Genomic DNA, 11,396 nt, shown 5'->3' on the forward strand with positions numbered 1-11,396 from the left:
GTAGGCTCCGAGGTTGTATAGGGAATGGCGTCCGTTACCCGCCGAGCCACCAACCGTAGAGGTGCTCTTGAGCCTCGGCGTCGGATTGCTTCTTCGATTGGCCGTACGTCTTCCCCTTGAGGAGTTGGCGTTCGACCGCGTTCGCGGCAAGTCGGAGGGCGTGGGAGGCACCGTATCCTTCGCCATCGGCGGTGAAGTAGCCGCGGTCGGTCACCAGTCGAACCCGTGCCAACACTAGTGGTACGCCCCGGCTCTGTTCCTTATGCTCCTGCAGTTCGATACTGGCCTTGATGACGCTCATCTCGCCGTACTTCGAGGTTACACTCTCGATCAACGCGGAGACGTCGTCGTAGTCCATCCCCTCGAGTAGGTCGAGCCCGAACACCTGCACGGCGTTCCGGTCGTCGCGCTCCCAGGTGAGTGCCTCGATGACGTCTGTTTTCGTGATGATACCGACCGGCTCGTCGGTATCGTCGGCCGTGACGACGAGCGAGGAGATCTCTCGCTCGAACATCATCTCGACGACCTCGTCGAGCGGTGCGCTCCGCTCGACCGTCGCGACGGCGTCGGACATCAGGTTCCGTACCGGAATATCGAGCATCCGCTCGGCATCGCCCGCGCGCTCGCCGAACCCGCCACGGTTCTGGCCCCCTCCCCCACGTCCACCGAAGCCGCTTGACGAACCGCCCTGGCTCTTACTGCCACCCCGTGTCGTGAAGTCGATAACGTCGTACAGGCTCAGCATTCCCGCGAGGTCGTCTCCGTCGACGACCGGGAGATGGGCGATTCCGGCTTCTCGAAGCATGTTGAGTGCTTTCCCGATCGTGGTTTCGGGAGTCGCACTGATCAGCTTCGCCGTGTAGGCGTCGTCGACGGTCACCGCGTCGAGAAACGGACGCACAGCCTCGAGGACGGCATCGCCGGTCACCACACCGACAATACGGTCGTCGTCGAGTACGGGGAGCGTTTTGGCGTCGCTACCGATCATGAGCCGCGCGACCTCGCGGACGTCTTCGGTGCGGTCGACAGTCGGGACGTCTTGTACTTGTGACCCAACCTTCGCAGAGGGCTGGTTGGACGAGGAAGCCAGCTGTCGACGGCTAACGACGCCGCGATACTCGTCGCCGTCTGTTACGATGACGGCATCGAGTTCTTGGTTCTCGAACGCCCCGGCGACCTTCGAGAGGGGTGTACCGATGTCGAACTCGGTGAACTTTGGGGAGAGGATTTCTGATATATCCATGTGTTACTCTCTGGTATGACGGTCCCTGGACGGTTATGCTTGTGCCTACCCCCAATATCAGGGTCGAAAATGTTCTGAGTGACGACTGAACGTCGAAACGAGGCGAGAGCCGAGTGTGAGAAGAATCACAGACTAGTGTGTCCACGGCGGACTAAGCACAGACGTCACGGATTACCTGCCTCGTGGCACGTCGTCTCTCTTAGCAGACATCCATTGCCTCGAGCTGTTCTCGGTATCGATTTCGAATCGTTACTTCAGTCACCTGTGCAACCTTCGCAACCTCTCTCTGTGTCATATTCTCGTTACAGAGGAGACATGCAGAGTAGAGTGCTGCCGCAGCAAGTCCTGTCGGAGACTTCCCCGACAACAGACCAGCCTCGGTAGACACGTCGATGATTTCAGTTGCTTTCCGCTGGACCTCTTCGCTCACCCCCAACTCTGAGGCGAATCGAGGCAGATACTGCTTTGGGTCGACTGGCTGCATCTCGAGCCCAAGTTCGCTCGCAATGTATCGATACGTTCGAGCGATTTCGATCCGTTCGATCCGAGCGACGGTGACAACCTCGTCGAGACTTCGCGGAATCCCCTCTTGACGACACGCTGCATAGAGGGCACTAGTGGCGACGCCTTCGATAGACCGCCCCCGAATGAGGTCCTCAGCGAGTGCACGGCGGTAGATGACGCTCGCGACTTCGCGAACTGAGCGCGGCACACCGAGCGACGACGACATCCGGTCGATTTCCGACAGCGCGAACTGCAGATTTCGCTCGCTTGCGTCCTTCGTTCGAATGCGTTCTTGCCACGTCCGTAGTCGGTGCATCTTACTACGCTGGTCTGCGGAGAGCGTTCGCCCACTCGCATCCTGGTCTTTCCAATCGATGGTCGTCGTCATCCCATCGTCGTGCATCGTCTTCGTCGTTGGCGCACCGACTCGGGACTTCGAATCTCGCTCGTTCTGATTGAACGCCCGCCACTCGGGTCCACGGTCGATCTGTCCTTCTTCGAGGACGAGCCCGCAGTCGTCGCAGACCAACTCGGCCATCTCCGTACTCTGAACGAGTGTCGGAGAGTCACACTCCGGACACGTTTGAACCGTCGAGTTCGACGACGTCTCTGTCTCCTTCTTACCTCGATCGATTACCCGCTCCCGAGTGGGATTAGACATAAAGGGTTCGTTCCATTTTTTCAGCTGTTGTTGTTCGATGGGTCATTGTATTGTATTCTGCGTCGAGCAGTACGAGAGACGTCTCTCCGGTCTGTGGGCGACTCACGCCGTGGCAGTTGGAAGTTGAAGGACGTGACGAGACTGACGTTCTCGCCACACTGGAGTCTCCCGAAGAGACCTTCGTTGTCGGTCTCACTCGCGTGAACGAGATCGCCGTCGGCGGTGACGATATCGGCTGACAGGAGGTTGTCGATCGTCACTCCATACTTCCGGGAGAGCCAACTGAATCCCCCGCCAAGAGTCAATCCAGCGACACCGGTCGTCGCGTTGTACCCGACTGGTGTTTCGAACCCGAACGCATGGGTTTCGCGGGCAAGTTCGTCGAGTCCGACACCCGGTTCCACGCGAGCAGTCGCCGTAGTCGGATCCACGCGGATTGAGTTCATCCGTGCGAGGTCGATCAGGAGACCATCGTCGCCAGCAATCCGGCCGACGACGCTGTGGCCACCTCCGTGTACCGAGACAGGGACGTCGCGTTCGTTCGCGAACTCGACTGCGCCGATGACGTCTGCAGCCGAAGCACATCGTGCGATCACTGCAGGATGCTTGTCCACCATGGCATTCCACACTCGTCGGGCCTCGTCGTACGCTTCGTCTCTTGGCCGGATCAGGTCACCACGAAATGTCTCTGCGAGTGCAGCGGTCGATTCGATGTCTATGGTTGGCTTTTTTATCGACATTGTGGACTCCATCAACGCGTGTCGAGAGGGTGAGTAGTAATCGAACTCTGTGACAGTCTGTCATCACGAGACGGGGACAAACGTTGCCTTCAGTACTGATTCCGAAACGAGCGGACGTCTCGTGGGATATCCAACCGATCTCCACCGTCCTTGGGTAGCGATCCTTCGATATCGAATTCGATCCGAACTGTCTCGTGTCGGTGACCGGCCATTGGAGGAGACTAGCGGTCACGACTTCGTCACTGGGAGGTATCGGAGTGGACAACCCGCTCGACGACGATAGCGAGGGCACGCCGCATACGCTGAGAGAGTGCACTGTCACTGATCTCCATCTCCTCGGCAAGGTCAGTGAGAGTGATGCGCCTCGGAACCTCGAAAAAGCCGCACTGGTAGGCCATCATGAGCGCCTCGTACTGTTCGTCCGAGAGCGTGTCTGTCTCCTTTGGCGGGGACGGGTTGTAGAGATGACGCAGCGTGACGGGGATGCCTTGGTTCGTGAGTGCCATATTGAACTTCGAGAGTTGTTCGTGTGTTCCAAACCGAAGCCGGAAATCCCACGTCTCGGACTTCCCTGTCGCTTCGAGGATCTTGGCGTGAGTCTCGACGAGAGCCGCAACGATACCGTTGATCTCGCTACTCCAGTGGACTTCGAAGAGCGTCTTCTCGTTGGTCGTCGTGAGTTGCGTGACGCTCTTCGTGTGCGGACTCGTGCTCAATGTGGCTTCGATGTCCGCACAATCGGTACCAGAGATCCAGAACAGTGGAATGATAGTCTCCTGCAGCGGGACGATTCGTTCGAGTTCGATAACGACCTCTGGAAAGTCCTGCAGGACGCGGCCAAGCTCGAAGGCGTCTGCGGGGACAGTGATGTCGGCGATAACTGTCATTGGTGGTCTCGTCGATGCGACGGTGAAATGGAGATCATTGTCATGAGTTCCCGCAATGTATTGACAAGTTACGAGGTCGAAGGCCAAAAGTGCGAGGTGTAGCTAGCTAGGTTCGATATCGAAGGTAGCCGAGCAGGAGAACTAAGAGCACCTGCACAACCTTATCGAGCAGACCGAAGCTACCCAGATGGGGCATCCCCTCAAGTACCCACAGCGGAATTTGGATGAGCGTAAACAATGCTCCGCCGGCATAGAGATACCGACGATTGAATCCAGCGAAGAAGAGAACGATTCCGCCAACGAATCCTGCCCCCGCAAGCAGCATCACGACTTCACCGTGTTCCAAGAAAAGATACAGGTGGACAGCGGCCGTGAAGAGAGCCAACAACGCCACAAGAAGGTGGATGGACGTCGCCTCAAACCCGTTGCGATTCGAAGAGAGATATCGGTACGTTGGGGCCGTCGCTACCGTACCGGCGAGGAACAATCCGCCGACGACGGATAGCCAGCTACCGAGGAGCCCCTCCTCGCTGTGTCCATCGCCCTCGTGCGTGTGTCCATCGTCGCTCTGTTGGGCGGAGTCATTGTGATGGGGTGTAGACGTGCCCGTTTCCTCGCCGCCGTGAGCATGTTCGTCGTCGCTGTGCTGAGTGGACGTCCCCGAGTGTGTCGACGTCCCCTCGTGGTGACTTTCATCGGTCGTCGTCTGCGTCGACGCCTCGTCGTGGTGGGCCGTCCCGTCGCTGTGTCCAGCAGTCGTCGGGGTCGGTGTCTCTGTTCCATGTTCTTCATCTGCGACCGCGATACCCGATGAAAGCGTCAACAGGACTACGCTCACAACGAGCAGTATTCGGCCGATTCTTCGCCATCGGTGTGACATACACGTCGGGATATATTTCTCGGAGAGATTAATTTGAGGTGCGTATTTTCATCTAGTGCAACTACCGGTACTCTTTTATGAAAATTGAAGATAGTCTTGCATTGTGCAGGCAAGTGGCCAGTAGAGATATACTGGAGAATCTGACAATAGTAGGTATGCAGCAGAGCGGGAACACGAACAATCGGCTTCTTGCGTTACTGGGTGACGATGCCGTCAGAGGGATTCTCGCAGCGACCGACGAAAAGCCGATGTCGGCACAGATGCTCGACCAACACTGTGATGCGTCGCTCACGACCATCTATCGCCGGTTAGAAGACCTCCTCGAGCATCAGCTCCTTCAGGTAGAGACGGCGGTTCGATCCGACGGAAACCACTACCATCTCTACGAGGCGAACTTAGACCACCTCAACGTCACGCTCGAGAACGGCGATTTCGATGTCGAACTGGCCAGACGAGACGATGTACCCGATCGATTCCGCGGTATCTGGGATGCAATGCAGGGGCGTGAGAAGTGATGCACCTCGGACTCGTCGCAGCGAAACTGGTCGTTATCTTACTCGGGCTGCTCATCTCGTATCAAGGATTTCGAGCCTACCGTCGAGAGCAGAGCCACAGAATGTTGTTCGTCGCAGCGGGATTTACGCTCATCACCGTCGGGTCAGTTCTCGAAAGTGTACTCTACGATATCTTGCATCTCTCCGTTTTCGTTTCGGGGATAGTCCAGACGGGGTTCGTCGCTGCGGGGATGGCACTGATACTCTACTCACTGTTCGTGACTCACCAGTCGGCAGGAAGTAAGCGCTCGCAATCTCGTCCATCGAACAATCAGCAACACCGAGCAGATTGAAACCCCACACTACTCTGTCGCCGACTTGGTAGTCGAGAGGGTCGCTATGACTACTGTTCGTATTGTGGTCTCTCAAAGAAGAGACTCGATTTGCGACAGCCTCTCGATTCGATGACCCGGCTCTACGCCGACATCATGCTGCGACAGGATTCGGCACAGTCGCGGAGGACGTCAGCACACCTCTGGCAGTGGTCGGCATCGTGCTGATCGCACTCTTCGGCACACTCTTCGCAGGCACCGGCACAGACCTCGGCCAGTTCAGTGCTGTAGTTCGAGTTACGTGCCATGAAGCGTGCGTGGAGCGAGGCGACGTCTGCGACGTCTCGGCACAGGCGGATGCACTCGTCCATGCCCTCTTCGCCGATACACTCGTCGGCACAGTACTCACACGCTTGTGCCGCCTGCAGACAGTTTCAGAGTACAGTTTTTTATATGTTAGTATGACTACCAATACAGTTTACAGGAGTAGTGATGGAGACTATTACGGTGACGTCGAGATCTGGGAACGGCTTGAGTCGGGGACCTGGACACCCTGTTGCTGGGATACGGAGTCTGGAAAAGAGTGGATGGAAACACGAGACGGAGAGCTACTGATTCTTGAGCCGATCTCCCAAAATGAGCTTCCTGAATCGGTACAAACCGAACGTGTTACCACCGGTACTGCTGTGAAAAAAGAGAATAGCTACCGATAGCAGACAAGGTGGTCAGGAGCGACTGTGTAGGTTACACTGAGTCGAGGAAAGCCTACGACATCAGTCGTGGAAGGAAGTCAAACAAGCCAACAATGGTGAATGCGGAAGTTGAAAGATTCACTCTCTGAGTGTTGCACGCTGATTCTGACAGAGCCTGAGTAGGTTTCGACTGTCGTGCTGAATAGAGCGCGCATATGTAGCACATTCAGTTTCCCCGAGACTACTGTCTGTGAGTACTTTTTGAGCGAACACCCATTGAAGGGTTTCATCGAGCCCGATTGCCAGTGAACATTCTAAGCGACGTCTTGACGGTGTTGCTCACGCTGACGTCTCTTGACGAGAATTGGAATTTGACGTGTCGGTATCGATAGGGAACGTAATTGAGAGATCAATTGCCTCGGTTCCATCGCGGAGTATCGGGCGCTTACTGTTACCATCTGTGGTGAACTCAATGACGCCGAGCGCTTCGAGTTCCTTGAGATTCCGGTGAACCTCCTTGTAATCACGATTGGCAAGTCGAGCAGTCTCACGGATACTTTCTGGGCGCTCACTAGCGACGATGTCCAAGAGCTGGAGGTTCAACCGACGCATGAGTCGTTCGACGTCGTCGAGATCCTCGAAGTTTAGCACGAACGCTGCCTCCTGTTCTTCGAACTCTTCTCCAGATTCCGCCCGACGGAGTCGCTCGCGAGCGGCTCGCTGGTTATTCTCGCGCTGGCCGTACGTGATTTTGAGTGTGTTTGCGGTCATGGAAGATCCTGGATTTCGTTTAGGAACCGGTCACGGAGTTCTATCATTCCGGGGAACTCAATTTCGTCGATGCCATCGGGTGTATGTCGTTCGTGGCGTCCGGGAGTTCGGTTCTCGTTGTCGTAACGGAGAATGACGCCTTGGCCATCGAGAAACCCTTAGTGAAGCGCGTATCGGTACTCGCTCGGATACTGAGGGTCGTCAGTTCGGTAGATTTTCCGCCGAATGACCGTCTCGCCCGTCCTATCTTCGGTGTTCTCGATAACCTCGAACGTCATTCCTCTCTCTCTATGGTATGAAACCCATCATCATAAGCATATGGGACACAGCCCATCAAAGACCGGGAATTACTCTGCAACTCGTGACCGACTTGCGCGCTGAGTTCAGCACGAACACAGAAACCTCACCGAACGCTGTCAGAAGCGAAGTGCAACACTCAGAGGGTGTATTCAGCATAGTGAATCGGCTGAACAAGTCTCTAATTAATCTCCGTAGTAGCGGGACCCGTGCGTCGTGACTACTTATCCTTAGCTCCGAATTGGACGATATCAACACCAATCAGTGGCGTGTCCCCTTCAAACCCTCGTGTGGTTCGGGCACCCACTCCAGCACCGATGGGTCTGCATCGAACGACAATCTGACAGGCTAGCAAGTTGACCCTTTGGTTGAAGCCGCGCCGTCTTACAGTCCGCTCTTGACGAGGTTAACGAGGGTTCTCAGCATACCGCCCATCGTGAAGTCTTCCGGAGCGATGCCGAGTTGTTGAAGCATGGAGAACTGATCGATATTTTCCCAAGTCTCTACGGCTCTCCCGTTCTCATCGTAGTGAGTGACGAACGTCCCTGTCACGTGGACACTACGGCCTGTCGGTTCGAGACCGGCGAATTCGCCGGTATGCGTTCCGGTCATTACCCAGTGCCCTGCGACGGTATTCTCCTCAACGATAACCGGACCAAAGACAAATTCGGCGTCCGGAAAGCCACCGAGAAGCTGTCGCTGCATCTCTTTGTACTCGGTGTTCGTCAGGTCTTCCCCGTCGAAGTGACCGACCCAGTTCGGCGCGTGGCACTCATCGATGAAATCTAAGTTCTGCTTCCCGTGGACTTCGTCAGCCCATTGTTGTGGCCACCTTCGGCGATCTTCTGTTGTATCTGTCGGTGTTGATGACATGGCTGTTGCCTCCGTCTCCAGTAATCTGTCGAGATCGGGACTAACTTCTAGTACGCGCTGAGAATATAGATAGTTCACTACAAATCTCGCGGAGTGAGAATACTGTAGGACAAGTACAACCTCTCGATCTATCTTTCAGTACACGTGACCAACTTGCGCGCTGAGTTCAGCACAGCCTCAGAAACCTCACCGAGTGTTGTCAGAAGCGGCGTGACACATACAGAGGATGAGTTCGGCACGACGGGTCAGTTTGTTTCGCCCACTATCCGCTGAACCGATCATTAGAAAGAGAGTGCAAATCTACCTGTGACGAAGCGGCAGCTATCAATTCTCCACCCCCACGATGCAGGCATTGGAAAAACACTTGTCAAGAGTACGCATTTACTGAGTTGATGAGCCCTCCATTATCCCGTCGCAAGGTGTTGTCTGTTAGTGCCATTGCTGGTATTAGCTGTCTCACCGGCTGTCAAGGTCGGATGAGTTCTGCTACCTCGAGAACATCAGATGAGAGCGAAACCGACGGTGCTGACGAATCCCTCGGACTCGCATACTCAAAGAGCCGTACATCGTTCCCAAGCGAGGGAGAGGCCCACAGCGGGTGGGTTCACATCGTTAGCGACGGCGAGTCAGCGGATTTAACCTTTGACGTGAGGCTCTGCAGCGAGTTAGGAGAAGTCGAACCGGAGCTGACCCATTCTATTGCGAATGAATTCGTTTTGAGATTCAACGTCACGTCTGATTTCAGTAGTGGAACGACCGAGGAATCGCAATGCAATTCCGTAACTCACCTTGTCGGTGGGGGAAATGTGCCGAGTGAGTGGGAAACGCTCACGGTTGCGGTAAACGACATCGAAATCCAAACGATTGAGCGGTCAGGAACGAGGCCAGAACTTCGGCCACTACCAGACCCAGTACGTCCACGATAGATTTTATGTCTGCTAAGCGGCAAGTCACTGTCCTGTGTGTAACGCCGATGTAGAGGAACCTCGTGTGACCGACTTGCGCCCTCTATTCAGCACGACCGCTGAAACCTCACCGAACGCTGTCAAAAGATGCGTGCAACACTCAGAGAGTCTATTCAGCAATTCGACGAACTGCAGTTCCAATTCCGAAGCCGAGTGTTCCCACGATTGCAGCAGCAATCACACCGCCAACAGTGGCAAGTCCGATCAGCTGCAGTATCCCCGGTCCATCCTCAGTCAATCCGATGCCACCGTAGTTCAGGATGAGTCCAACGACAGCAGCGAACGTGAGCAACCAGCTCACTACTAATCCTCCATTTGAGTACGCTTGTACCGCAACGAGGACGGTGAGAAGAACAGCGTAGCCTTCCCACCACAGAGCAAGGTGAATCGTCGGATAGTCTACTGCTTTTACTGCCGAAAAGTAGAGAAGTGACGCGACAAGGAGTATTCCAGCACCGATACCCCACTGCTTCGTTCGTTTTTCACTCCTACCCAATAGAAGGGTTCGTGTGTTGGCGGTGACCATGCGGGAACTATCTTCACCCATCTAATAAATCTGCGTGTGTGATATGACCGACTTGCGCGCTGTATTCAGCAGGTTACCCGAGATCTATCACCGGTTAAGAGTTTCAACCAGGCCTATAGAGCCCAACGGCGGCATCGATTATGTACAATAGTGGACCCAGAGTCCAAGACGATGCCAGCCGGACGAACACTGCTTTTACTATTCAGCCATGGTAGGTTTCGGTATGAGACGGCCAGAGTGTCTCGAATTGGCGGGTCAGATGTCTCTTCTCGTAGCCAAGAGCGAGCCGTTGAGACCCTCGAAGGAACATAGGAATCAGCTATGGTAGCGTTTCCAGAGGAGTTCTACTGGATTGCAGCGTTTGCCATTGTCGCGGCGCTGATGAACAGTGCAGGAATCATCGCGATATTTCGACACCGGGAGTGGGCGGAACGGTCACTCCCGTATCTCATGTGCTTTGCTGCGGGGATTCTTATCACGACGCCGTTGATTCATGCCCTCCCGAACGCGGTCGAGAACAACGCTGACGCGGGCTTAACCGCCCTGGCTGGCTTCCTCTTCATGTATCTCTCCAACCAAGTGATCAAACGTCGCACCGGAGAGGAGACGCTCGCGTTCGGAGTGACGGCAGCGGAAGGCATCGGGATTCACTCGCTGATCGATGGTGTCGTCTACACCGTCACGTTCAACATCTCGCTGCTGACCGGCGTTCTGGCCGGAACCGGACTGGTCGTCCACGAATTCGCCGAGGGGGTCATCACGTATCTCGTCTTGCTGAAGGGGAATGTGACTGAACGAACGGCGGCAACGTACGCGTTTTTCATCGCGGCATTGACGACACCGATCGGCGCCTTCGTCGCCTATCCACTAGTGAGCGGGTTGGGGCAAAGCGATCTGGGCATCTTGCTTGGATTCGTCTCGGGCGTGCTGATCTATGTCTCCGCAGCCCATCTGCTCCCCGAAGCCCGGTCCTACGAGAAGGAACATTCGATGCTCGCCCTCCTGGCCGGTGTCGGCTTAGCGTTGTTCATCGTCTTCGCACGGACGATATGAATCGATTCTGCAAGTACATCGCGAGTTCGACACCGAGACGTGCCGACGGATAGGGATGATTGTAGACGACTTCAGGATCCTCTCGATCACGAGCGTATTGGAGCATCTTCCCGGCTGGATCGATGCCAACCTGCATCCCGAGCGGCGCAGCGAATCGAGCACTCCCGACGCCAATCTCGACCCCGTACCCTGTCGTCGGAATGAGGCGTCGCAGGGCCTCCAGTTCGGACTGATAGGCGGCCTCGTGTTCCTCGAACCATCCTTCGTACCGCTCGGTGTGTCTCTCGAACGGCGCTGCTTCGGGCATAGAGAGACATACGGGACGCGACGACACCAAGGTGCTCGAAGTGTCGTCGGCGTCGTACCAGCGGCCGCTGCAACCTGTGTCTGTGTCAGCGACTGCCCGTGTTCACGACTGGCGAGATAGAGACAGGCTGCAGCAACCCCAGACGGCTGATAGCCGTTCGTAATGGACGTC

The 11,396-nt window shown here is 55.7% G+C and carries 13 protein-coding genes and 2 pseudogenes; 3 read left to right on the plus strand and 12 right to left on the minus strand.

Annotation, left to right across the window (positions count from 1 at the left end; genetic code table 11):
* Nucleotides 1-34 precede the first annotated feature (34 nt).
* The 5 genes from BSG17_RS20895 to BSG17_RS27630 form a co-directional block, all read right to left on the minus strand.
* Nucleotides 35-1,243: a CBS domain-containing protein gene (locus BSG17_RS20895; RefSeq protein WP_089827330.1), complete on the minus strand. Its 1,209-nt coding sequence runs from the start codon at nt 1,241-1,243 to the stop codon at nt 35-37.
* 199 nt (nt 1,244-1,442) lie between these two features.
* Nucleotides 1,443-2,408, minus strand: a complete 966-nt coding sequence (locus BSG17_RS20900; RefSeq protein WP_089827331.1) for a transcription initiation factor IIB — start codon at nt 2,406-2,408, stop codon at nt 1,443-1,445.
* A 20-nt stretch (nt 2,409-2,428) separates the two neighbouring features.
* Entirely contained in the window at nt 2,429-3,025 is a 597-nt protein-coding gene (locus BSG17_RS20905) for an FAD-binding oxidoreductase (protein WP_211609264.1), read from the minus strand.
* A 362-nt stretch (nt 3,026-3,387) separates the two neighbouring features.
* Entirely contained in the window at nt 3,388-4,035 is a 648-nt protein-coding gene (locus tag BSG17_RS20910) for a helix-turn-helix domain-containing protein (protein ID WP_089827333.1), read from the minus strand.
* A 106-nt stretch (nt 4,036-4,141) separates the two neighbouring features.
* Entirely contained in the window at nt 4,142-4,873 is a 732-nt protein-coding gene (locus BSG17_RS27630; RefSeq protein WP_211609266.1) for a DUF7475 family protein, read from the minus strand.
* Between the two features lie 197 nt (nt 4,874-5,070).
* Between BSG17_RS27630 and BSG17_RS20920 the strand changes: the two genes are divergently transcribed.
* On the plus strand, nt 5,071-5,430 hold the full coding sequence (locus BSG17_RS20920) for a helix-turn-helix domain-containing protein (protein ID WP_170864897.1): 360 nt from the start codon (nt 5,071-5,073) through the stop codon (nt 5,428-5,430).
* The gene (locus BSG17_RS28985) at nt 5,430-5,762 is read left to right on the plus strand and encodes a DUF7521 family protein (protein WP_089827334.1); all 333 of its coding nucleotides are present in this window, start codon (nt 5,430-5,432) and stop codon (nt 5,760-5,762) included. Before BSG17_RS20920 ends, BSG17_RS28985 begins: the two co-directional genes overlap by 1 nt.
* A 122-nt stretch (nt 5,763-5,884) precedes the next feature.
* On the opposite strand, the gene BSG17_RS28750 is transcribed toward BSG17_RS28985, so the two are convergent.
* From BSG17_RS28750 to BSG17_RS20955, 5 genes and pseudogenes are all read right to left on the minus strand, one after another.
* Nucleotides 5,885-6,169: a four-helix bundle copper-binding protein gene (locus BSG17_RS28750; RefSeq protein WP_089827335.1), complete on the minus strand. Its 285-nt coding sequence runs from the start codon at nt 6,167-6,169 to the stop codon at nt 5,885-5,887.
* 603 nt (nt 6,170-6,772) lie between these two features.
* Complete coding sequence (locus tag BSG17_RS20940) at nt 6,773-7,204, minus strand: HVO_A0114 family putative DNA-binding protein (protein WP_089827337.1); 432 nt, start codon at nt 7,202-7,204, stop codon at nt 6,773-6,775.
* Nucleotides 7,201-7,482 (minus strand): annotated as a pseudogene (locus BSG17_RS28755) (toxin-antitoxin system TumE family protein). The gene BSG17_RS20940 and the pseudogene BSG17_RS28755 overlap by 4 nt, the downstream one beginning before the upstream one ends.
* A 403-nt stretch (nt 7,483-7,885) precedes the next feature.
* Nucleotides 7,886-8,374, minus strand: coding sequence for an ester cyclase (locus BSG17_RS20950; RefSeq protein WP_089827338.1), 489 nt, complete (start codon nt 8,372-8,374; stop codon nt 7,886-7,888).
* Between the two features lie 1,074 nt (nt 8,375-9,448).
* Nucleotides 9,449-9,865 carry a hypothetical protein gene (locus BSG17_RS20955; RefSeq protein WP_089827347.1) on the minus strand — a complete coding sequence of 139 codons (417 nt, stop codon included), beginning with the start codon at nt 9,863-9,865 and terminating at the stop codon, nt 9,449-9,451.
* Nucleotides 9,866-10,186: 321 nt separating this feature from the next.
* Here BSG17_RS20955 and BSG17_RS20960 point away from each other — a divergent pair, with 321 nt between their 5' ends.
* The gene (locus tag BSG17_RS20960) at nt 10,187-10,918 is read left to right on the plus strand and encodes a ZIP family metal transporter (RefSeq protein ID WP_089827339.1); all 732 of its coding nucleotides are present in this window, start codon (nt 10,187-10,189) and stop codon (nt 10,916-10,918) included.
* Here the strand turns inward: BSG17_RS20960 and BSG17_RS20965 are convergent.
* Nucleotides 10,893-11,225, minus strand: a complete 333-nt coding sequence (locus BSG17_RS20965; protein WP_211609267.1) for a class I SAM-dependent methyltransferase — start codon at nt 11,223-11,225, stop codon at nt 10,893-10,895. The genes BSG17_RS20960 and BSG17_RS20965 overlap by 26 nt on opposite strands.
* A gap of 44 nt (nt 11,226-11,269) precedes the next feature.
* Nucleotides 11,270-11,389, minus strand: a pseudogene (locus BSG17_RS28380) (transcription initiation factor IIB family protein); the annotation flags it as partial.
* Nucleotides 11,390-11,396: the final 7 nt, after the last annotated feature.

The sequence above is a fragment of the Halogranum amylolyticum genome (assembly GCF_900110465.1).
Lineage (GTDB): Archaea > Halobacteriota > Halobacteria > Halobacteriales > Haloferacaceae > Halogranum > Halogranum amylolyticum.

Excerpts from the sequence above, each read along its gene's own strand:
- BSG17_RS20895 (WP_089827330.1), bottom strand. The coding sequence starts at position 1,243 with ATGGATATATCAGAAATCCTCTCCCCAAAGTTCACCGAGTTCGACATC.
- BSG17_RS20900 (WP_089827331.1), bottom strand. The coding sequence starts at position 2,408 with ATGTCTAATCCCACTCGGGAGCGGGTAATCGATCGAGGTAAGAAGGAG.
- BSG17_RS20905 (WP_211609264.1), bottom strand. The coding sequence starts at position 3,025 with ATGGTGGACAAGCATCCTGCAGTGATCGCACGATGTGCTTCGGCTGCA.
- BSG17_RS20910 (WP_089827333.1), bottom strand. The coding sequence starts at position 4,035 with ATGACAGTTATCGCCGACATCACTGTCCCCGCAGACGCCTTCGAGCTT.
- BSG17_RS20920 (WP_170864897.1), top strand. The coding sequence starts at position 5,071 with ATGCAGCAGAGCGGGAACACGAACAATCGGCTTCTTGCGTTACTGGGT.
- BSG17_RS28985 (WP_089827334.1), top strand. The coding sequence starts at position 5,430 with ATGCACCTCGGACTCGTCGCAGCGAAACTGGTCGTTATCTTACTCGGG.
- BSG17_RS20940 (WP_089827337.1), bottom strand. The coding sequence starts at position 7,204 with ATGACCGCAAACACACTCAAAATCACGTACGGCCAGCGCGAGAATAAC.
- BSG17_RS20950 (WP_089827338.1), bottom strand. The coding sequence starts at position 8,374 with ATGTCATCAACACCGACAGATACAACAGAAGATCGCCGAAGGTGGCCA.
- BSG17_RS20955 (WP_089827347.1), bottom strand. The coding sequence starts at position 9,865 with ATGGTCACCGCCAACACACGAACCCTTCTATTGGGTAGGAGTGAAAAA.
- BSG17_RS20960 (WP_089827339.1), top strand. The coding sequence starts at position 10,187 with ATGGTAGCGTTTCCAGAGGAGTTCTACTGGATTGCAGCGTTTGCCATT.
- BSG17_RS20965 (WP_211609267.1), bottom strand. The coding sequence starts at position 11,225 with ATGCCCGAAGCAGCGCCGTTCGAGAGACACACCGAGCGGTACGAAGGA.